This is a genomic window from Streptomyces orinoci (assembly GCF_003121295.1).
GTDB classification, from domain to species: domain Bacteria; phylum Actinomycetota; class Actinomycetes; order Streptomycetales; family Streptomycetaceae; genus Streptomyces; species Streptomyces orinoci.
On the sequence record NZ_PHNC01000006.1, the window covers coordinates 272,660 to 293,698 of the forward strand.

The following is a 21,039-nucleotide window of genomic DNA, read 5'->3' on the forward strand; positions in this document are numbered from 1 at the left end:
ACCCGGGTTCAGTGATCCGTGACCGGCCGCCGCAGCCCGGCCCTCACCGTGCGGGCGGGCACCGCCCGCTCCTGGGCGAGGGCGGCGGGCCGCTGCCCGGGACGCTCCTCGGCGGCCTCCTCCGGCGCGGCCGATGCGGCGGCCACCAGCGCCGCCTCCGCCAGCAGGCTGCGTACATGCGGGCCGGTCACCCGGTAGTAGATCCGGGTGCCCTCCCGGCGGGAGGCGACCAGCCCGGCCGTGCGGAGCTTGGCCAGATGCTGGGAGACCGCGGCGACATGGGCGCCCATCATCTCCGCCAGGCTGCCCACCGGCAGCTCCCGCCCGCTCAGCGCCCACAGCAGCCGGTAACGGGTCGGGTCGGCCACCGCCTTCAGGATCGCCACCGCTCGTTCGGCACCTGCTGAATCCCATGCGTCGGCTGCTGATCCCATGCAAGACATCGTAACCGCCGGTGGACCGGTACCCCCTGGGCGGTCACCGGTGGTGACCGTATGAGGACAGGGCGCAGAGGCCCCGAACCACGCCGCACGATAAGCGTTTTAGGTATTGCGCAAGCGATGAACTGTACGCTGCATCCCTGTTCAAGGAGTTCAGCACGTGCACATTCACCGCGGAAGGGTCCGACCTTGGGAACCTCGCTTGTGCGATCACCGATCGGCCGCCCCGCACTGCGGGCGCTGGGCCGCTCCTCGCCGCTGTGGCGGCTGGACTGGGTGCTGCTGGGCGCGGTACTGGCGCTGGGCTGCATCGGGGGGCTGCTGACCTGGTCGGCCACCATGCACCGGCAGGACATCACCGGCGGCGACCCCAACAGCTACCTCAAGCGCCATATGCTCAACCTGCTGATCGGGCTGGCCATCTGCGGCTCCCTCAGCATCGTGGACTACCGCAGGCTGCGCGGCTACGCCCCCTTCTTCTACGGGGCTTCGATACTGTTCCTGGCCACCGTGCTCACCCCGCTGGCCAGCACCATCAACGGAGCGCACTCCTGGATCGTGCTGGGCGGCGGTTTCTCCCTCCAGCCCTCGGAGTTCGTCAAGCTGGCGCTGGTGGTGATGGTCTCGGCGCTGCTGGCCGAGGCCCGGGACGCCCGGGACTCCACCGCGCCCAGCACGCGTCAAATACTCATCGCCCTGGGCCTGTTCGGGGTGCCGGCCGTGGTGATCATGGCCAGTCATGAGCTGGGCACCAGCCTGGTGCTGGCCGCCATCACCGTCGGGCTGCTGTTCACCGCCGGAATTCCCGGGCGCCAGCTGGCCCTGCTGGCCACCGTGGCCACCGTGTTGGTCACCGCCGTCTTCACCCTGCATCTGCTCAGCCCGTACCAGCTCAACCGGTTCGCGGCCTTCGCCGATCCCCAGCTGGACCCGGCGGGCGTCGGCTACAACACCCACCAGGCCCGGATCGCCATCGGCTCCGGCGGGCTGCTGGGGCAGGGGCTGTTCCACGGCTACCAGACCAACGGCGGCTTCGTCCCCGAGCAGCAGACCGACTTCGTCTTCACCGTCGCCGGGGAGGAACTGGGCTTTCTGGGCGCGGGGTTGGTGATCGCGCTGGTCGGGGTGGTGCTCTGGCGGGGGCTGTCCATCGCCCGCAGGGCCAGTGACACCTTCGGCATGCTGCTGGCCATCGGGGTGGTGTGCTGGCTGGCGTTCCAGTCCTTCGAGAACATCGGGATGACGCTGGGCATCATGCCGGTGGCCGGGATCCCGCTGCCGTTTGTCTCCTATGGCGGGTCCTCGATGTTCGCCGTCTGCGGCGCGATGGGCGTGCTGCAGGCGGTACGGGTGGACTCCAGGCGGCCGCGCAGCGGCTGACGGCCGTCCTTGGGCAGACGGAGCGGAAGGAAGAGCGGATGCCGGGTCATATCGTTGCGCGGCTCGCGATGGCGTCGCTGGGGCTGGTGCTGACGCTGGTGCCGGGTACGGCTGCTGCTGCGGCCAAGGGGGGCATGGAGATCAGCGCGGCCCCCTCGCACGCCGCCCGGGTCGGCGAGCCGGTGCGGATCAGCGGCAGCGGTGACGAGGAGGCGGCGCGCTATCTGCGCGCCTGTCTCCAGGAGCGGGAGACCGGCCGGCCCGGCTGGCGCACCCTGGCCTGCGGGGCGACGGTCGGCGCCGGGGCGGGCGCCCGGGTGGAGACGCGGGTGTGGCCGCGGCGGCGGGGGGTGTTCCAGGTACGGGGCGTGCTGTACGGGCTGAACCGGCCGGGCGCGGCCCGCCCGGAGCCGCTGCGGGCCTCACCGGTGGTGACGGTACGGGTGCGGTGAGGTTGGGGTTGCCGCCGCCGGGGGCGCTGGGTGCGTTCCGGGCTACGGACCGCCCAAGGCTGGTCGCACCCGGAGCTCAGAGCACCGCAGGCGTCGCCGCGAGCGGGCGCGGGTGGCGGAGCCAGCGGGTGCCCGACCCGGCGACGCCCAGGAACAGGGCCACCACATGGCCCGCATCGGCCAGCTCCTGGTCCACCGCCCATGCGCCCAGCAGCAGCGCGGCGAGCGCCGGTACCCCATAGCGCCGGGCGCGCTCACCACCCAGGGCCAGCAGACAGCCCAGGGTGGCCACCAGGCCGTAGCTGATGCCCACGTCCCGGGCCCGGGTCAGGATGCCGGGCAGCAGATGGGCCAGCCGCATCAGCCACATGGAGCCCTCGGTGATCAGAGTGGCCAGCAGGTGGCCGGCCAGGAACACCCCAATGGCGCGGGCGGTTCCCCACCGCCACTCCGCCATGCCCAGCACCACGGCCACGGCGGAGATGCCCAGCAGGGCCGGGACGCCGTCCACCACCAGCCCGCTGGTGAACAGAGTCCACCATTTGCCCACCTCAAGGTGGTGCACATTGCTGCTGATATGCCGCATAAAACGGGCCTGTTGGGAGGCGGAGCAGCCGGCCAGCCAGCCGGCCGTGGCCAGCAGCAGGCCCACATACCCGGTGGTGGCCGGCATCCGCCGCAGTTCCGCGATCCGCCGGAAGTCCCACCGTCTGCCCGCCATACCGTCCCGTCCGTGTGCCCTGGACTACCCAGCCCTAAGTGTCAACTCACCTTAACCCGGCGGAAGGTAGGGACGAGATCAGTGCGGGCCGGGGAGCACCCTTTCCAGGGCCTGCCAGCCGTTGTCGTGAGCGCGCTGGGCCTCCTCGGCCCGGCCGCCCCCGCGCAGCCCGAACAGCCGCTTGGCGAACAGCAGATAGATCACCACCGCCAGGTTGATCACCAGGGTGCAGATCTTCAACGCGCTGACGCGGTGGGTGAGTTCCCAGACCTCGGGCACCAGCAGCACCGCCGTGGCGACAAAGGTGAGGTACTCCGCCCAGCGCGCGGCGCGCCAGAGCCCAATGGCCTCCACCCCTTCGAGCACCGCATAGGCGGCGATGACCAGGCCGATCAGCCAGAGCGTCTTGGTGTGCGCCGCGAAGGCCCGGTCCAGGTCGCCGAGCAGACCGTGGCCGCGCACCCCGCTGGGGCCGCCGACGCCGTTCTGCAGGTCGTCCACGATCCGGTAGAAGGGGCCCTTGAGCCGACGGCGTTCATGGGCGAAGACGAACACCGCGACCGCCAGCACCCCGAGCACCAGGAAGTGCAGCAGCCGGTCGATGGCGATCAGCCGCAGTACATAGCGGTCGCGCAACGGCCTGCCGCGCAGCGGGAGCTCGATCTCCTCGCGGCTCGGCGGGACCTCGCGCTCGGGACGCTCGGGGGCCGGCAGCGGCAGCCAGGCGTCACAGCGCAGACAGCGGTGCCAGCGCATGCCGTCCGCCGTCTCGCGGACCAGCAGCGCGTCCTCCGGACGCACCCGGGCGGCATCGGCACCGATCAGGCGGTGGCCGTGCACGGCGCACTCGATCAGTTCATAGCTGAGCCGCCGCTTGCGCGGGCGCGTACCCACGGCGGGCACCAGGCCCTTGTCGTCGGCCACCCGACGTCCCCCTTGTTCGTTGCGTACCGGCTAAGGAGTATGACCAGCCAGTGCTTCCCATACCGAGAAATTGACGGGACATGTACCCAATCCGGGTGTACCCATGGTTCTGTCATGGACCGGACTTGCCGGATCCCCGTATTTCTTTTGGGTTGGCAAAGAGACGGAACCCGCCGGGATGACCGTTTTCGACCGTCACTAGGCTGGTCGTCCGTGGCAATGGCAAACGGTGTTATCGCGTCCGCGCTCCCCGCGCCGACGTCCGCCCGGCTGTTCGGCACCTGGCAGGCGGATCCGTTCGGGCTGGTGCTGATCGCGGTGCTGGGCGGGCTCTACGCCTGGGGCGTGATACGGCTGGCCAGACGCGGTGAGCTGTGGTCACCGGTGCGTACGGCCCTCTTCACGCTGCTCGGTCTGGGCACCATCGCGGTGGCCACCATGTCCTCGCTGGCGGTCTACGACCGGGAGCTGTTCTGGCCCGCGGCGGTGCAGAACATTCTGCTCGACCTGGTGGCTCCGCTGGGCCTGGCGCTCGGCGACCCGCTGGGCCTGGCCCGCCGGGCGCTGCCGGAGCACGGCGCGGAGCGGCTGGGGCGGGCGATGCGCGGGCCGGTGGTGCGGGCGCTGACCTACCCGCTGGTCTCCACCTTCCTGGTGCTCGGCTCGGAGCTGGTGATCTACTTCACCCCGTACTTCGAGGCGGCGCTGCGCGATGAGAATGTGCACCGGCTGATGTACCTCCAACTGCTGGGCGCCGGCTCGCTGTTTGTGCTGCCGATGCTCACCGGCGAGGAACTGCTGCCCGCCTGGTGCAGCCACCCGGTGCGGGCACTGCTGGTGTTTGTGGACGGGCTGGTGGACGCGGTGCCCGGCATCGTGGTGATGACCAGCGGGACGCTGATCGCGGGTGACTGGTACCGGGGCCGGTCCCATGAGTGGGGGCCCTCGCCCCACCAGGACCAGCAGCTCGGCGGCGGGCTGATGCTGTCCATCGCCGAGCTGATCGGACTGCCGTTTCTGATCGCGGTGTTCATCGAGTGGCTGCGGGCGGAGCGGAGCCGTACGGCGGAGCTGGATCGGCGTCTGGACGCGGAGCTGGAGCGGGTGCCGGCTCCGTCTGCGGCCTCGGCGCCTGTGGCTTCCGCGCCGGATGCGCCGGTCGCGCCGGTTGCGGAGCCGGAGCTGACCCGGCCCTGGTGGGAGACCGATCAGGGCGTGATCGGCGACCGCTACCGCCGCGGCGCCCCGTAAGGGCGCCCCCGTCAGGGGCGCGGGGAACTGTGCGAGCAACCGTTGGCGGCCCGCGCCCGACAGTGAAACCCCTGGCGGGGGCTGGTCGTCGGGTGCGGGCCGTACGTGGCTGGTCGCGCAGTTCCCCGCGCCCCTATGGGGCGCCCTGCGCCGTTTCCACGCTCGCGTGCAGATCGCCGGTCGCATCGACCACCGCCGCCCCGGACAGCAGCACACATACCCCCAGCGACAGCGCCACCGCATGGCGCGCCCATACCCCGCCCTGCGGGCCGCCGGAGGCGCCCAGCAGGGCCGAGACCCGGCGCGGCACGGGGCCCGCGACGGCGGACAGCGCCGGAGCGGGGCGCCGCCCCGCCGGTGCGGCGGAAGCGGCCAGCGCGGCGCGCCCCACCGCGCGGGCCACCACCTGCCGGTCCCCCACCGCGCTCACCGCCGCCTCGTCCGCCCACCGCTCCAGCTGGTAGGCCAGCGGCTCGCGCAGCGCACGCAGTACCGGGTGCACACAGCCCGCCAGATCGGCCGCGAGCAGCAGCAGATGGTGGCGCCCGGCGAGGTGGGCGCGTTCATGGGCGAGCAGCGCGGCCCGCTCCTCGGCGTCCAGGCTGCGCAGCATCCCGGCGGTGACCACCACCCGTCCCGGCCGTCCGGGCAGGGCGTAGGCGTCCGCACCGGGGTCGGGCAGCACGGTGAGGTCCCCGGCGCCGGCCACCCGGGCCACCTCGGCCCGGGCGCGCAGCACCTGCCGGCCGTGGCCCAGCAGGGTGCGCAGTGCCGCGGCCGTTCCGGCCAGGGCCAGCGCGGCGGCGGCCGCGCCGAGCGGCATCCCGAAGGCCGGGTCGTGCGGCAGCAGCGCGGTGCGCACATGGCCCAGCTCGGCGACGAAGGGCAGCTTCAGCAGCCCGGCCACGGTCAGCAGCACCAGGGAGACCCCGCTGAACGCCGCCAGCGCGGCGGCACAGCCGGCCAGCAGCAGGGCGGCGGCCCTGGGCGGCAGCAGCCCGGCCAGCCGGCGGGCGACCGGCACGGCGGCCAGCGGCGCCAGCAGCGGGGCCCAGACGGCCCAGATCACCGGGGCTCCTCGGGGACGACGGGCTGCGCCAGCAGGTCGCGCAGCAGTTCCTCGTCGTCGGAGGTCAGCCGGGAGACAAAGCGGGCCAGCACGCCGGGCCGGTCCCGTTCCTTGTCGAGTTCGGTGTGCATCCGGTGGGCGGCCAGCGCGGCGTGGTCCTCGACCACCGGGCTGTAGGCGTAGGCGCGGCCGGCCCGGGTGCGGCTCACGGTTCCCTTGTCATGCAGCCGGGCCAGGATGGTGGCGACGGTGGTACGGGCCAGTACGCCCGGCAGCACCTGCTGGACCTCGGCCGGGGTCAGCGGGCGCTCGGCCGCCCAGAGCGCGGAGAGCACGGCTGCCTCCAGCTCGCCCGCAGGGCGGCGTATGGACTCGGTCACGGGAACCGCTCCCTCCCAGGAATCGTCTACAGTCTCGTAGACCGTCTACCGATCTGTAGACGGTAGGGCCGTCCGCTGTTCCGCGGAGGCCCTGCCCTCGATTATGGGAGGCTCCGCGCCCGTGCCCGCACCGCCCGCCGTCCTGGCCGGCCCCCTGGCCGTCAATGTCCTGGACGCCTCCTCGCTCCTTTCGGCCTTCGGCGCGCTCGGCATCGCCGTGGTGCTGTTCGCCGAGACCGGTCTGCTGGTCGGCTTCTTCCTGCCAGGTGACTCGCTGCTGTTCACCGCCGGGCTGCTGTGCCGGACCGGGGCGCACTCCGGTCCGCACCTGGATCTGGTCCAGGTGCTGGCCGCCGCCGTGGCGGGGGCGCTGCTGGGCGCCCAGACCGGCTATGTGCTGGGGCGGCGCGGCGGGCGGACGCTGCTGGCCCGTTCCCGCAACAAGCGTCTGCTGGAGGGGGCCGAGCGGGCCGAGGAGCTGCTGGGCCGCTATGGCCACGCCCGGGCGATCGTGCTGGCGCGGTTCGTCCCGGTGGTGCGTACCGTGCTCAATCCGCTGGCGGGCGCGCTGGATGTGGCGCCGCGCACCTTCGCGCTGTGGCAGGCGGCGGGCGGTCTGGTGTGGACGGTCGGCCTGGTGCTCGGCGGTTACGCGCTGGGCTCCGCGGTGCCCAATGTGGACAAGTACCTGCTGCCCATCGTCGCCCTGGTGGTGCTGGTGTCGGTGCTGCCGGTGGCGCTGGAGCTGCTGCGCGGGCGGCGGCGGGCGGGCGAGGGCCGCTGATGACCGTACCGACGACAGGAACGACTACCGATATGACGGGCATAGCCCTGGCCTTCGACGGCTCGCACATCGACGGTGACCTCTACCGGAGCATCACCGACGAGGCGCGGCATGCGCCGCACCTGTTCAATGACGCCGTCACCGCCTGGACCACCTACGGTCTGGGGGTCTTCGCCCTGCTGATGCTGGCCGCCTGGTGGCGGGCCCGGCGCACCGGGGCGCCGGTGATGGCCCGGGCGCTGGCGGTGCCGGTGGTGGTGGGCGTGGTGTTCGCGGTGGACTCGGTGCTCAAGTCGCTGGTGCGCGAGGACCGGCCCTGCCAGACGCTGGCCAACAGCTTCACCCTGGAGGCGTGCCCGGCCCATGGGGACTGGTCCTTCCCGAGCAACCATGCGGTGATCGCCTTCTCCGCGGCCACCGCCCTGTGGCTGGTGGACCGGCGGATCGGGGCGCTGGCCCTGCCGGCGGCGGTGCTGATGGCCGCCTCCCGGGTGTGGGTGGGGGTGCACTATCCGCACGATGTGCTCGCCGGTGCCGTGACCGGCATTGTGCTGGCGATTCCGCTGACCCTGCTGGCCGGGCGGGCGGCACCGTGGGTGGAACGGGCGCGGGCCGGCCGGCTGCGTACCTTCCTGGCGGTCTGAGCGCCGCCACCACGCGCGGCCCGGCTCAGCACGGGAGCGGATAGGGCACCTGGTCGCCGACCGCTCCGGTGTCCCGGCACAACTGGTAGCCCTGCTCATGGAGATCACTGATGATTCCGGGCAGGGCTTCCGCGAAGTGGCTGAACAGATGCCCGAGGACCACCCCGTTGTGCTTCTCCTCGGCCGGGGCCTCCCGCACCGTGGTGCGGATGGCCTCCGGGCTGCGCAAACTGCCCTGTACCGTCTGCCAGTCCAGGGTGTCGATGGTCCAATTGCACACCTTGAAGCCCAGGTTGGCGGCGATCTCGGTCTCCCTGGGCCCGGCGTCGCCATAGGGCGGGCGGAGCAGATTGCCGGCCACTCCATTGCGGATCTCGTCCTGTACCTCCTGGTCGGTGAGTTTGGTCAACTGCCGGTGTGACCAGGTGTGGTTGCCCACCCAGTGCCCCTGTCGGCGCAGGGTGGTGACGATCTGCGGATACTCGCTGGCGTACTGGTTGATCAGGAAGAACGCCGCCCGGATGCCCTGGGACTGCAGCTGGGCGCCGATGCGTACAGCGCGTTCCGGATCGCCGTAGGGCCAGTCGTCGAAGGAGAGCAGCACCCGGCCGGAGGTGTTGCCGCAGCGTTCGCGGTCCCAGCCGCCCTCGGCCTCGGCGGCCGGGGCGGGGGCCGGGGCCATGTTGCTCACACTGGCGCCCGGATGGGGGGCGCCGGGCACGTCATGGATTGCCGGGCCGGGGCGCGGAGCCCCGTTGGCCAGCTGGGCCCGGGCCCCGCACAGGCCATCGCCGTGCGCCCGGCCGTCGGCCCCGGCCGGGGGGTGGCAGTCCTGGTGGTCATCCCCCACCGCGATCGCCACAAAGGCCGAGCAGGCCGCCAGCGCGGTGACGGCCGCCGCGGCCTTGAGCGGGGTCCGCCGGCGTCTGCGGTGGCGGCCCTGGCCGGGCCGGACGACTCCACGGAAACCCGACATGCCCTCTCCTCACGATGACCGGCCGTCGGCCATGCCAGGTGCCCTTGGCCGGTTCGGTGATCTTGGCTCCAGCCTCGGCGCACCCACGCACTCCCGCAACCGAAGGCTCCGCCGAACGGCAGGCGGTACCGGATGGAGCAGTGGCTCGGTGCGGGTGCCGGGCATGGCGGGCGGCCGGTTCGCGTCCGGGCCGCCAACTCCCCTCCTTCGCTGCGTGGTTGACAGCACCCTGTAGCCGGTGCCACGGCGGCGGCCGCCGTTCCGGGCCGGGCGTACGGCAAGCCGGAACAGCGCGGGCCCGAGGCCCGCTCGGTGGCTTCGGCCCATGCCGGGCGCCGGGTTGCGCAATGGCGGGCCGTAGCACCGCGGTGCCGGCCCTGGCGGCGGCGCAGCGCCGGCCGGATGGGACGGCGGGAAACGCCCCGCCGCCGGATGTGAGGTGTAAGGCGCCGGGATCCGGCCCAGACTCTCTGAACGACCCGGTTGCCCAGGACGCGATGGAGGACGCCAGCCATGCAGACCCCGCGACGGGAACGCGCCGAGTCGGCCGCCCGGCAGGAAGCCGCGCAGCTCACCGCCCGGGGGGTGCACGCGGTCGCCCTGACCTGGGTGGACAACGCGGGCATCACCCGGGTCAAGGCGGTGCCCACCGCCCGGCTGGCGCACACCGCGCGGTGGGGGGTGGGCATGTCACCCGTCTTCGATGTCTATCTCTCCGATGACTCCGCCGTGACCAGCCGCCATATCGGCGGCCCGGACGGCGATCTGCGGCTCTTCCCGGATCTGGGCCGGCTGACCGTGCTGGCCGCCCAGCCGGGCTGGGCCTGGGCCCCGGTGGACCGCTATCTGCAGGAGGGCCCGCCCTACCCCGCCTGCCAGCGGCAGTTCGCCGGGCGGATGGCCGAGCGGGCAGCCGGGCACGGGCTGCGGCTGCGGATGGGGTTCGAGACCGAATGGGTGGTCGTCCGGGGCGGGAGACCCGAACGGGAGCCGGACTACGCCTGTGGCGGCCCGGCCTATGGCATGACCCGGGTGGTGGAACTCTCCGCCTATCTGCGGGATCTGCTGGACGCGCTGGCCGCCCAGCAGATCGATGTACTGCAGATCCATCCCGAGTACTCCCCCGGCCAGTTGGAGGTGTCCATCGCCCCCTCCGACCCGGTGGGCGCGGCCGACCTGGCGGTGCTGGTACGGGAGACCATCCGCGCGGTCTCCCTGCGGCACGGCCTGGACGCCCTGTTCGGCCCGGTGGTCGAGGCGGGCGCGGTGGGCAACGGGGCGCATCTGCACCTCAGCCCCTGGCGGGAGGAGCGCAATCTGCTCCGGGGCGGCGAGGGGCCCTGCGGGATGACGGCCGAGGGCGAGGCGTTCCTGGCCGGGGTGCTGCGGGAACTGCCCGCGCTGCTCGCCCTGGGCGCGCCCTCCCCGGCGAGCTATCTGCGGCTGCGGCCCTCACGCTGGGCCGGGGCCTTCGCCTGCTGGGGCCCGGAGAACCGGGAGGCGGCCCTGCGCTTCGTACCCGGTGCGCCGGACGCCCCGGAGGCGGCCAACGCGGAGGTCAAGTGCCTTGATCCGGCGGCCAATCCCTATCTGGTCACCGGTGGGGTGCTGGCCGCCGGGCTGGCCGGGATGGAGGCGGGGCTGACCCTGCCCGAGCCGGTCTCCGGGGATCCGGCCCGGACCGGCGGACAGCGCCGGCTGCCCGAGTCGCTGGACGCGGCGGTGGACGCCTTCGAGCGCTCGGAGCTGCTGCGCGAGGCGCTGGGCGACCCGCTCTTCGAGGCGATCATCGCGGTGCGCCGGGCGGAGGCGGCCCGCTTCGAGGGGGCCGCGCCCCAGGACATCGCCGACGCGACCCGTCGGCGGTACTGATGACGGCCCCGCTGCCGCTGATCGACCAGCACTGCCACGGGGTGCTGCGGGAGGACCTCGGTCCGCACACGTTTGCCGCCTACCTCAGCGAGTCGGACTCCCCCGCGGCGCCGGGCACCTCCTTCCTGGACAGCCAGCTGGGCTTCGCGGTACGGCGCTGGTGTCCCCCGCTGCTGGGCCTGGACCCGCACTGCCCGCCCGAGGAGTACCTGGCGCGCCGCCGGGAACTGGGCGCGCAAGAGGCGACCCGACTGCTGCTGGGCGCCACCGGCATCACCGACTATCTGGTGGACGACGGCCTGCGCACCCCTCATATGACCACCGGCCAGGAGCTGGCCGGGCTGGGCGACGGCACCGCGCACCGGATCGTCCGGCTGGAGCGGCTGGCCGAGGAGGTGGCCGACACCGCCGGCAGCGCCTCGGACTTCCTGGACGGTCTGGCCCGGGCCGTAAGGGAGGCGGCGCGCACGGCGGCGGGCTTCAAGTCCATCGCCGCCTACCGCTATGGCCTGGACTTCGCCCCCAATCCGCCCGGCCCGGCCGAGGTACGCACCGCCGCCGGCCACTGGCTGGCCGAACGCGCCCGGGGCGGCCGGGTCAGCGACCCGGTGCTGCTGCGTCATCTGCTGTGGACGGCCGCCGAGACCGCGCGGCCCATCCAGCTGCACACCGGGTTCGGCGATCCCGATCTGCGGCTGCAACGCTGCGATCCGGCCCTGCTCACCGACTTCGCCCGGGCGGTGCGGCCCACCGGCTGCACCCTGATCCTGCTGCACTGCTACCCCTACCACCGCTCCGCCGCCTATCTGGCACACGCCTTCCCGCACGTCTACGCGGATGTGGGGCTGGCCCTGTCCTACACCGGCGCCCGGGCGGAGGCGGTGCTGGCCGAGGCCCTGGAGCTGGTCCCCTTCGGCAAACTGCTGTTCTCCACCGACGCCCATGGGCTGCCGGAACTGTTTGTGGTGGGCGCGGAGGTGTTCCGCCGGGGACTGCGGCGCCTGCTGGACGGCTGGGTGAGCGAGGGAGCCTGGTCCCGCGCCGACGCGGAACGGGTCGCGCCGCTGATCGCCTCCGCCAATGCCCGCCGGGTCTACGGGCTTTGCGCCCCTTAGCGGCGCCCTGAAAGGGGCGCGAAGCACTATGGCACGCGCCCCTCGAACGGGTACTTCCGCAGGCACCTCAACGCCGGTGGCCCTGTGTAAGGTGACCGCCGTGAACCCACCAGGACCAGGCCGTCCGCGTGCCCTCTCCCGTTCACTGATCGTCACCGCGGCCCGCCGGATCGCCGACGAGGAGGGACTGACGGCCCTGACGGTGCGCCGGGTGGCCCGGCGGCTGGGCACCGGACAAGCTTCCCTGTACCGCCATATCGCGGACCGCGGCCAGCTGCTGCTCCTGCTGGCCGAGCAGGTGGCCGCCCAACTGCCGCCGCCCGCACCGGATCCCGAGCCCCGGCAGCGCGTCCGGCGGCACTGGCTGGCCGCCCATGACCACCTCTCCCGGCACCCCTGGGCGACCGGCATCCTGGCCGGAAGCCCGTATCCGCCCTCCGGCACCGCCGGTTTCGCCCGGGACGCCCTGGACGCCCTCACCGCCGCCGGCCTGCCCCGGGACGAGGCGGTCCGCGCCCACCGCGCGCTGTGGAACCTGCTGCTCGGCCATCTCCAGGGCGCCCGCCCGGCCCGCTCCGACTTCGACTGGGCCCTCTCCCGCCTGCTGGACGGGGCGCTCGGCCGCCGGCCCGCCGGCCTGCCGGGCTGACCACCGGGACCGTCCAGGGCAGGCGGGGGGTGGTACTGGTACCACCCCCAACTCGGATACTGGCGGGATCGTTCCCGCACCCCCCGGACGGAAGGATCGGTGCCCTAGCCACTTCGTCCAGGAGAACCGATGCTCAAGCCCGTCTCCGGCGTCCTCGCCGCCGCCATCGCCACCGCGGTGCTCTGCGCCGCCTCGGCACACGCCCAGCAGACCACCGTCCCGGCCCGGTACACCCAGCAGCATCTCAACTGGCAGACCTGCGACGACGCACAGAGCCTGGAGTGCGCCTCGATGACCGTGCCCCGGGACTGGCATCACCCGGACGCCGGGCACGATCTGACCATCGCCGTCTCCCGGCACCGGGCGGCGGATCCGGCCAAGCGGCGCGGGGTGCTGATGATGGCCGCCGGCGGGCCCGGCGGCCAGGGGCGCACCCGGCCGGCCGGCTTCGTCAGGCAGGACCCCGCCGTGGGCGCCGCCTATGACGTGGTGAGCTTCGACCAGCGCGGCGTCGGGCGCAGTTCCAAGCCGACCTGCCAGACCGGCCCGGAGATGACCGAGTTCCTGGCCCATGACTACCGCGACCGCTCCGCCGCCGCCATCCGCCGGGTACTGGACAACTCGCGCAAGATGGCCCGGGATTGCGCCGAGCGCAGCGATGGTCTGCTGCCCTATCTCACCACCGAGCAGACCGCCCATGACATGGATCTGTTCCGCTCCCTGCTGGGCGAGCGGAAGGTCTCGTACTACGGCCCTTCCTACGCCACCATGATCGGCGCCTACTACGCCAGTCTCTATCCGCAGCACATCGAACGGGCCGTACTGGACAGCAACATAGCCTTCAACGGCAGCTGGCAGGATTTCGAGACCGGACAGCCGGCGAGCTTCCAGCGCCGTTTCGAACAGGACTTCCTGCCCTGGCTGGCCAAGTACGACTCGGTCTACCACTATGGCCGCACCGTCGCCGCGGCCAAGGCGAAGTGGGAGCGGCAGCGGGCCGCGCTGGCCGAGCACCCGCTGACCGACGGCTCGGTGACCGTGGGCCCCAACCAGTTCGACAGCGCCACCATCAACGCCATTTACGAGGCCGCCAACTTCCCGGCCCTGGCCTCCTCGCTGTCCGCCTTCGACCACTGGAAGACCGCCACGCCCAAGGAGAAGGGCACCGCCGAGGCCCTGTCCGCCAATTACGCACCCGGCTTCCTGGCCGAGTACTTCTCGGTGACCTGCAGCGACACCTCCTGGAACCGCGACACCGGCTACTGGGTCAGGCGCAGCGCCAAGGACACCGCCAAGCTGCCCCTGGCCGGCGCCCGCGAGCTGGCCTTCAGCGCGGTCTGCGCGGACTGGCCGGCCCCCACCGCCCCCAAGGTGAAGGTCACCGGTGACGGGCTGCCGGCCACCCTGATGCTCAACTCGGTGCATGACCCGGCCACTTACTACGAGGGCGCGCAGCGGGCGCACCGGGCGCTGCACAACTCCCGTCTGGTGACCGTGACCGGTGACGGCGACCACGGCCAGTACCAGAACGGCAACTCCTGTGTGGATCACGTGGTCGATGACTACCTGCTGAACGGCAAGGCCCCCGCCCACGACATCACCTGCCAGGGCAAGCCGCTGCCGGTGCCCACCGCCGGCTGACCCGGACCATGAGGACGGCACCCGTGCCGTATCCGGCCCGGGTGCCGTCTCGTTGATGCGTAAGGCACTCGACTTGTGGCACGTCGGCCGGTCCCGGCGGGCGGGAAGGCCGGACATGCGCATCGACATCATCACGGCGGGCACCACCGGTTCCGTGGCCCCCTACACCGGGCTGGCCCACCGGCTGGCGGCCGAGGGGCACGAGGTCGAGCTGGTCACCCATGGGAAGTTCGCCGCGCTGGCCGGCTGCTGCGGACTGCCCACCCGTCCGCTGGAGCCGGATCCCTTCGAGGAACTGATCAATCTGCACAGCCGTATTGAGGGCGCGCGACAATCACCGCGCGCCCTGATGCTTTTGGCGCGCGCCACCGAACGGGCCGCGCTCGCCCTGGTGGACGGTCTGCTCGCCGCGGTGGACCCCGGCGCCGACCTCATCCTGCTGTCCACCCTGACTGCCCCCCTGGGGCGGGTGATCGCCCGGCACCATGGCATCCGCAGCATGGGCGTCTTCCTTCAGCCCGACGTCCCCACCTCGGCCTTCGCCCCCTGTGTGCTCCCCTGGCGGCCGCCGGGCCCGGGCAACCGGCTGCGCGGCCGCGCCGCCAACGCCGTACTGGACCGGCTCTACCACGCCGCCGCCCGGCGGCTGCACACCCGGCTGGGCCTCACCCCGCGTGGCGCCCGGCTGCTGCGCGCCGAACGGGAGCGCGAACTCTGGCCGGTCTGGCATGGATTCAGTCCCTCGGTCATTCCCCGGCCCGCCGACTGGCGCCCCGGACTGCATATCGCCGGCTACTGGTGGCCGCACCAGTGCCCGCAGTGGCAACCACCCGCCCTGGTCCGCGACTTCCTGGCGGCCGGACCGCCACCGGTGTTCATCGGCTTCGGCAGCATGATGCCGGGTGACCCGGCCCGGCTCGGTGATATCACCGCCCGGGCGCTGCGCCGGGCCGGACGGCGCGGAATCGTCCAGTCCGGCTGGGCGGGGCTTTCGGTGGTCAATGACGAGGTGATCACCGTGGGTTCGCTGCCGCATGGCTGGCTGCTGCCACGTACCTCGGCCGTGGTGCACCACGCCGGCGCCGGGACCACGGCGGCCGGACTGCGCGCCGGGGTGCCCGCGGTCCCGGTACCCGTCTTCACCGACCAGCCCTGGTGGGCGGGGCGTCTGGTGCGCCTGGGGGTGAGCCCCCGGGTACTGCCGCATGCCCGGCTGACCTCGGCCCGGCTGGCCGAGACGCTGACCCTGGCACTGCGCGAACCCCGCTATGCCCGGCGGGCCCGGGACCTGGCCGGCCGGCTGTCCCGGGAGGACGGGGCCGGGGCGGTGGCCCGTGCGGTGGCCCAACTCCCCGCCCGTTCGTCCCAGAAGTAACTCATCCCTACTCTCTCCCACCGGAACCAAGGACAACTCATGACCACCACACCCCTGTTGCACCCCGCTCCGGTTGCCGGAGTGGCCGCGGCGGCCGATATGCCGCCGCTGGACGCCTGGTTGTACCGGCACCAGAGCAGCGGCGCCATGTGTATGACCGCCGGGCTGCTGGCCTGGTGCACCGGAACCCCGCCCACCCTCGCGGAGTTGCGGGAGCTGGCCGGGGACCGCTGGAAACGCCATCAACGGCTCACCCTGACCCCGGTATGCGATACCGCGCCGGACTCCTGGCCCCGCTGGGCCCCGGTCACCGGCTTCGACATGGCCGGCCAGGTGCTGGCGGAGGAGACGGGCCCCGCGCTGGAGGCACGGGTGGCCCAGCTGCTCGCCCAGCCGCTGGGCCCCGGCCGGCCGCCCTGGCAGCTGCATCTGCTGCCGGCGGCGGACGGCTTCGCCCTGCTGCTGCGCGCCCATCACGCCCTGCTGGACGGCAAGTCGCTGATCAGCCTGATGTGCGCCCTGTTCGACGGCCGTCCGGAGCGGCCGGGGCTGCTGCGCCGTCCACTGCCCCAGGGGCCCTCCCGGCGCGCGGCGCTGGCCCGCGCGCTGGCCGATGCCCTTCCCCGGGCCCGGCCGCTGCCCTTCCATGGGCCGGTGGACGCCCGCCGGGCGGTCGGCTGGTCCCGGCTGACCAGGGACGAACTGGGCATCGCCCGCGACTCGCTGGCCTCCGGCCGGGCCTCGGCCAATGCCGTCTTCCTGGCCGCGACCGCCGGGGCGCTGCGCTCGGCCGGACTGCTGGGGCGGCTGCCGCTGCTGCCGGGGGTGTGCGCCATGGTGCCGGTGGATGTCCGTACCCCGGGCGAGGCGGTGGCGCTGGGCAACCACTATGCGACGGTGCGGGTGCCGCTGCCCGTCCGGCGCCGTCCGGAGCAACGGCTGGCCGCCCTGGACCGGTTCACCCGGCGGGCCGCTCTGCACCGGCGGGCCCGCGCCCAGGCGCTGCTGGTCTCCTCCCGCCCGCACCGGACCAACGCGCTGGGCGAGGCGCTGGGCCGCTATGCCGACTCCCCGCTGTACTCCTCGCTGCTGTGCAGCAGCCTGGCCAGCCATCTGGGGCCGCTGACCCTGGGCGACGCCCAACTCACCGGGTTCTCCGGCCTGTCACCGCTGAGCCCGGGGCATCCGCTGGCGCTCACCATGACGCTGCATGACACCGCGGTGACGATCACCGCGGTGAGCGACCACGCCCATCGCGCCCTGGCCGCCCGGCTCCCCATGCTGATCGGGGACGAGATCCGGGCCCTGCGGCCCTGACCGTGGCCATGGCCTTGAGCAGTAACGTCCGCAGCACGCCGGTCGTTTCACTGTCAAGGATGAAACCCCACAAAGGAGACCAACAGTGACTTCGCGTACCGCGCTGCTGGAAGAGTACATTCCTCTCACCCTCGGCGGTTACGCATACAGCGGTCGCATCGTCCACCAGCCCAATGCCACCATGGCGCCCATCGCCCTGGTCGGCGGGGCCTTTCAACACCAGCGCGGCTGGGGCCGGTTGGAGCAGGGTCTGCTGCGCGAGGCCAGTGTGATCACGGTGGATCTGCCCGGCTGGGGCGGCGCCGACCGGCTGCCCTCCCGGCACGGTTTCGATTTCCTGGCCGAGGCGCTGGAGCAGCTGCTGGGCAAGGTGGCCCCGTCCACCGTCAATGTGATGGGCGCCTCTTATGGCAGCGGGGTGGCCTACCAGTGGGCGCACCACTGTCCGGACCGGGTCGAACGGCTGGCCCTGCTGGGCACCATGGCCCATCTGACCGGCCATGTGCGCGGCCGTATCGCCCATCTGCTGCGGCTGGCCGAGGGGGACGACCGTAGCGAGTTCGTCCGGAATGTGCTGGACGTCATGATGTGCTCCGCACCCCAGATCACGGTGTGCCGCCGTCCCACCGCCGTGCGCTGTCTGACCCGGGCGCTGCACGAGCTGAGTGCGGAGGACATCGTCAAGTACCGTGATAATACCGAGCGTTTGCTGCGGATGCCGGGCCTGCCGCACACCCCGGCGATCCGGGTGCCGGTGCTGGTGGCGACCGGGGAGCACGACCCGCTGACCACCCCGGCGCTCAGCCGGGAGGCCGCCTGCCGGTTCAGCGATGTCCGGTTCACCACCTTCAAGGACGCCGACCATCTGGTCCATCTGGAGCGGCCGGCCGAACTGGTGGATCTGCTCGGCCGGTTCTTCTCCGGCGCACCGCTGGCCGGCCTGGAGTACTGCCACCCGGTGGAGTATCCGGGCCGGACCGCCCGCCGTCCGCTGCCGGGGCCGCGCGCCAGCGCCGAGAACTGACCACTCCCGCCCGGCCCCCGGTGGCCGGGGCCGGGCGGGAGTGGCCGTCTCAGTCCTCGTGGGCCGCCGGAGGCAGTTGGCGCAGTACGAACTTGGTGTGCGTGTGGTAGGCGTAGTCCAGCATCTTGGCCGCGTCCTGGTAGCGGGTGGCCGGGTCGTTGAGCACCACGCCGATGACCGTACGGCCGTGCCGCTTGGCGGCGAACACCAGGCAGGGTCCGGCGGCCCGGGTGGAGCCGGTCTTGACCCCGAACACGCCCTCGTAGGAACCCAGCAGCTTATTGGTGTTGTACCAGGTGTAGACGCGGTTGCGGTTGAGCGCCTTCTGCTTGGTGCTCATTGCCTTCATCACCGTGACCAGCGTGCTGTTGCCCAGCGAATGCCGGGCCAGCACCGCCAGATCACGCGGGGTGGAGTGGTTGCCGCCGGAGGAGATTCCGTCGAAGGAGTCGAACTTGGTGTTCTTCAGATGCAGTTCGGCGGCCTTCTTGTTCATCCTGGCGATAAACGACTTGGTGCGCTGGGCCTCGCTGCCGCCGCTGCCCAGCGAGTCGGCCAGCGCATAGGCCGCGTCGCAGCCGGAGGGCAGCATCAGCGCGTACAGCAGCTGCCGTACGGTCAGCTTGTCCCCGGTGCGCAGATCGGCGGAGCTGGCACCGTGTTTGACCACATAGTCGCGGTAGGACTGCTTGATGGCCACCTGCTTGTTCAGATCGGTGTGGCCGTCCAGCACCACCACCGCCGTCATGATCTTTGTGGTGCTGGCCACCTCCCGCCGCACCTCGGCATTCTTGCCCCACAACTGGCGGCCGGTGCCGCTGTCCAGCAGATAGGCGCCCTGGGCGCCGATCCCGGCGGGACCGCCGGCCTGGGGTTCGGCACTGGCATCGGCGGCCGGAAGTGCGACGGCCAGGGCAGCCGTGGACGCGGTCAGCGCCGCCGTCCAGCGGTGGACCGCACTGCCCCCACGTGGCTCCATTGAGACTCCAGATTCCTTGTCGGTCGGGTGGTGTTCAGGCGCGACCGCATGGTGGCACCCGTTCCGGCGCGACGGGAAATCCGTTGGCCGCCTAGTTGACGCCGATGCCGCGCTCGTAGTCGAACAGGGCGGTGGCCCGGGACCAGCGCCACTCCGGCTCCAGCAGGTCCTTCTCCAGCCGGGCGGCGGCGGCCGGGCTCTCCACGAGGTAGCCGAAGTCCTGGAGCCAGGAGGGATAGAGGTTCTTGGAGCCGATGTAGAAGGTGGAGTCGTCCACCAGCAGCAGCTTGTGATGCAGCGGATAGGGGTGGCCGTCGGCCCACCTGGGGGCGTCGGAGCTGCGGAACGAGGCCAGTTGCAGATGCCCGTTCATCGCCCGCCGGGCGCTCGCCCCGTCCCCGGTGATCCGCTCCAGCCGGCCCCGCAGCGCCTCGGCGAGCTCCGACAGCGAGCGGATCTGCGAATAGCCTCCGCTGCCGACGGCGCCCCGGTTGGCGGGATCGCTGACCACGATGCGGACGTTGACCCCGGCGGCCAGCCTGGCGGCCAGGGCGTCATAGAGCCGGACGTCATAGCGGGCGATCGGCGGGCAGGTGGCGTTGAGGTCCTGCTGGGAGATCAGCACGCTCTTCTTCGCGCTCTCCACCAGGGTGCGCAGTGCGCTCTCCTCGGGGTTGACGGTGTCATAGTCGCGGTCCGCATTGGTGTTGTCGTGCAGCCCCACCCCGCACCGGGTGTCGGACGCCTCGGGAACACGCGGCCGGAAGACGGACTTCTCGTCCCGCTTCTCGATCCCCACCCCCAGTCCGCCCACCGCGAGCACCGGTATGGCACCGCTCCGCGCACCGGCCCCGGAACCGGCCTCTCCCGCCAGCTTCGCCATACAGCCGGTGCCCCGGGAGGCCGCATACCAGACGCTGGCCACATTGCCCTTGTTGCGGCAGGTCCACCCCCAGAGCCGGTCCAGATAACGCCCGGCGGTGCCCGCCGCCGGACCGGTCAGCGCCATGTCCAGATCCGTCACCGGATGGGCGGTGTCGAGATAGTCGTCCTTCCAGCCGTTGATGCCGCCGGTGACCGCCGACCTGCCGTCCACCACCAGGAGTTTGGAGTGGTTCCAGGAGAAGGCGGTCTTGGAGGTGGTCATCGAGGCGACATTCAGCTCCACCCGGCCGGCCGCCTCCTTGCCCAGTTCGCGCCACAGCTCGTCCCGGTAGACGGAGGGCAGCACATTGAGGTGGTAGACCGGCGCGGCCCCCACCAGCACCCGCACCTTCAGCCGGTTCCCCTTCCCGGTGGCCGCCTTGAGCCCGGCCACCACGGCCTCCTGGAACCGCCCGTTGGGGAACGGCGCCAGCGTGGAGATGTCCACGGTGTGCCGCGCCCCGGCGATGTTCTCCCGCATCCTCTCCAGCAGCCGCTCACTGCCCGGACGCTCAGCGCACCGGTCGTCCCCCCAGCAACCGGGCGTCTGCAACAGCCAGTCGCCGCTCCGGCCTCCCGAATCATCCAGCCGGTTGCCGTCGGTACGCTGCCAGACATCCCCCTCCAGCCCGGGCGAGACCTGCCGCAGCGTGCGCTCTACGGCATCCAGATGCGGGGCACCCCCCTCCTCACCGGCCACCGCCGGAGCGGCCGGGAGGGTACTGACGGTGACGGCCGTCAGCACGGCGAGCGAAGCCAAGCGGGCGGGCTTGTGGCGGAACATGCTCAATCCTTTGACGATATATAGGCGATTGGCGTGATGAGTTGAACTTTTAACGTCATCTCCTGATCAACTGGGCAGAAGGCACCAGCCGCACCTGCGGAGCGGCAGTGGGCCCCGCCCAAGCCCCGGCTGCCCTGCCAACCGCGCCTCATTCCGGGCAGGTTGCCGAGCTTCCGGGCTCCCCAAGCGCTATGGGCCCAGGTCGCCCTGTCCCTGGTACACACCCGTGGTATGGCTTCAACGCGCCTTCGCTCAGGCGCAGTTGCTGTTCGGCACCGGCGATGGTCACCGCAGCGGTGTTGAATTGCGAGAAGTCCAGTTGCGAGTTGCCGTCCGGC

At 72.2% G+C, this 21,039-nt stretch carries 20 protein-coding genes; 12 read left to right on the forward strand and 8 right to left on the reverse strand.

The window, feature by feature from the left end; translation table 11 throughout:
* Positions 1–8: 8 nt before the first annotated feature.
* Positions 9–434, reverse strand: a complete 426-nt coding sequence (locus CV755_RS03140) for an ArsR/SmtB family transcription factor (RefSeq protein ID WP_109278547.1) — start codon at positions 432–434, stop codon at positions 9–11.
* A 210-nt stretch (positions 435–644) separates the two neighbouring features.
* Here CV755_RS03140 and rodA point away from each other — a divergent pair, with 210 nt between their 5' ends.
* Both rodA and CV755_RS03150 read left to right on the forward strand, forming a co-directional pair.
* Positions 645–1,820 (forward strand): rod shape-determining protein RodA, encoded by a 1,176-nt coding sequence (gene rodA / locus CV755_RS03145; protein ID WP_241560943.1) that lies wholly within the window; start codon positions 645–647, stop codon positions 1,818–1,820.
* Positions 1,821–1,858: 38 nt separating this feature from the next.
* Positions 1,859–2,272, forward strand: a complete 414-nt coding sequence (locus CV755_RS03150) for a hypothetical protein (RefSeq protein ID WP_109278549.1) — start codon at positions 1,859–1,861, stop codon at positions 2,270–2,272.
* A gap of 76 nt (positions 2,273–2,348) precedes the next feature.
* Here the strand turns inward: CV755_RS03150 and CV755_RS03155 are convergent, their stop codons facing one another.
* The gene (locus tag CV755_RS03155; RefSeq protein ID WP_241560944.1) at positions 2,349–2,993 is read right to left on the reverse strand and encodes a rhomboid-like protein; all 645 of its coding nucleotides are present in this window, start codon (positions 2,991–2,993) and stop codon (positions 2,349–2,351) included.
* 78 nt (positions 2,994–3,071) lie between these two features.
* Positions 3,072–3,917, reverse strand: coding sequence for a DUF2127 domain-containing protein (locus CV755_RS03160; RefSeq protein ID WP_109278550.1), 846 nt, complete (start codon positions 3,915–3,917; stop codon positions 3,072–3,074).
* Positions 3,918–4,136: 219 nt separating this feature from the next.
* On the opposite strand from CV755_RS03160, the gene CV755_RS03165 reads away from it, so the two are divergent.
* Positions 4,137–5,168, forward strand: coding sequence for a cytochrome c oxidase assembly protein (locus tag CV755_RS03165; RefSeq protein WP_109278551.1), 1,032 nt, complete (start codon positions 4,137–4,139; stop codon positions 5,166–5,168).
* A 133-nt stretch (positions 5,169–5,301) separates the two neighbouring features.
* Here CV755_RS03165 and CV755_RS03170 read toward each other — a convergent pair whose 3' ends face one another.
* Both CV755_RS03170 and CV755_RS03175 read right to left on the reverse strand, forming a co-directional pair.
* Positions 5,302–6,237: a M56 family metallopeptidase gene (locus CV755_RS03170; protein WP_109278552.1), complete on the reverse strand. Its 936-nt coding sequence runs from the start codon at positions 6,235–6,237 to the stop codon at positions 5,302–5,304.
* Positions 6,234–6,617 carry a BlaI/MecI/CopY family transcriptional regulator gene (locus tag CV755_RS03175; protein ID WP_109278553.1) on the reverse strand — a complete coding sequence of 128 codons (384 nt, stop codon included), beginning with the start codon at positions 6,615–6,617 and terminating at the stop codon, positions 6,234–6,236. Before CV755_RS03175 ends, CV755_RS03170 begins: the two co-directional genes overlap by 4 nt.
* 121 nt (positions 6,618–6,738) lie before the next feature.
* On the opposite strand from CV755_RS03175, the gene CV755_RS03180 reads away from it, so the two are divergent.
* Together CV755_RS03180 and CV755_RS03185 are read left to right on the forward strand one after the other, a co-directional pair.
* Positions 6,739–7,401, forward strand: coding sequence for a DedA family protein (locus CV755_RS03180; protein ID WP_241560945.1), 663 nt, complete (start codon positions 6,739–6,741; stop codon positions 7,399–7,401).
* Positions 7,401–8,045, forward strand: coding sequence for a phosphatase PAP2 family protein (locus CV755_RS03185; protein WP_241560946.1), 645 nt, complete (start codon positions 7,401–7,403; stop codon positions 8,043–8,045). The genes CV755_RS03180 and CV755_RS03185 overlap by 1 nt, the downstream gene beginning before the upstream one ends.
* Before the next feature lie 25 nt (positions 8,046–8,070).
* On the opposite strand, the gene CV755_RS03190 is transcribed toward CV755_RS03185, so the two are convergent.
* Positions 8,071–9,021, reverse strand: coding sequence for a polysaccharide deacetylase family protein (locus tag CV755_RS03190; protein WP_109278556.1), 951 nt, complete (start codon positions 9,019–9,021; stop codon positions 8,071–8,073).
* Between the two features lie 513 nt (positions 9,022–9,534).
* Between CV755_RS03190 and CV755_RS03195 the strand changes: the two genes are divergently transcribed.
* The 7 genes from CV755_RS03195 (at position 9,535) to CV755_RS03225 (ending at position 18,014) form a co-directional block, all read left to right on the forward strand.
* The gene (locus CV755_RS03195; RefSeq protein WP_109278557.1) at positions 9,535–10,893 is read left to right on the forward strand and encodes a type I glutamate--ammonia ligase; all 1,359 of its coding nucleotides are present in this window, start codon (positions 9,535–9,537) and stop codon (positions 10,891–10,893) included.
* Complete coding sequence (locus CV755_RS03200) at positions 10,893–12,008, forward strand: amidohydrolase family protein (RefSeq protein WP_109278558.1); 1,116 nt, start codon at positions 10,893–10,895, stop codon at positions 12,006–12,008. The genes CV755_RS03195 and CV755_RS03200 overlap by 1 nt, the downstream gene beginning before the upstream one ends.
* Before the next feature lie 100 nt (positions 12,009–12,108).
* On the forward strand, positions 12,109–12,657 hold the full coding sequence (locus CV755_RS03205; protein ID WP_109278717.1) for a TetR/AcrR family transcriptional regulator: 549 nt from the start codon (positions 12,109–12,111) through the stop codon (positions 12,655–12,657).
* A gap of 129 nt (positions 12,658–12,786) precedes the next feature.
* A complete protein-coding gene (locus tag CV755_RS03210; protein WP_109278559.1) occupies positions 12,787–14,298 on the forward strand; it encodes an alpha/beta hydrolase in 1,512 nt (503 codons plus the stop codon).
* Between the two features lie 115 nt (positions 14,299–14,413).
* A complete protein-coding gene (locus tag CV755_RS03215; RefSeq protein ID WP_109278560.1) occupies positions 14,414–15,673 on the forward strand; it encodes a glycosyltransferase in 1,260 nt (419 codons plus the stop codon).
* 39 nt (positions 15,674–15,712) lie between these two features.
* Positions 15,713–16,990 carry a wax ester/triacylglycerol synthase domain-containing protein gene (locus tag CV755_RS03220; protein WP_109278561.1) on the forward strand — a complete coding sequence of 426 codons (1,278 nt, stop codon included), beginning with the start codon at positions 15,713–15,715 and terminating at the stop codon, positions 16,988–16,990.
* Between the two features lie 85 nt (positions 16,991–17,075).
* Positions 17,076–18,014, forward strand: coding sequence for an alpha/beta fold hydrolase (locus CV755_RS03225; RefSeq protein ID WP_241560947.1), 939 nt, complete (start codon positions 17,076–17,078; stop codon positions 18,012–18,014).
* Positions 18,015–18,063: 49 nt separating this feature from the next.
* On the opposite strand, the gene CV755_RS03230 is transcribed toward CV755_RS03225, so the two are convergent.
* On the reverse strand, positions 18,064–18,993 hold the full coding sequence (locus tag CV755_RS03230) for a D-alanyl-D-alanine carboxypeptidase family protein (RefSeq protein ID WP_109278562.1): 930 nt from the start codon (positions 18,991–18,993) through the stop codon (positions 18,064–18,066).
* A gap of 91 nt (positions 18,994–19,084) precedes the next feature.
* Positions 19,085–20,701 (reverse strand): phospholipase D-like domain-containing protein, encoded by a 1,617-nt coding sequence (locus CV755_RS03235; protein ID WP_109278563.1) that lies wholly within the window; start codon positions 20,699–20,701, stop codon positions 19,085–19,087.
* Positions 20,702–21,039 lie beyond the last annotated feature (338 nt).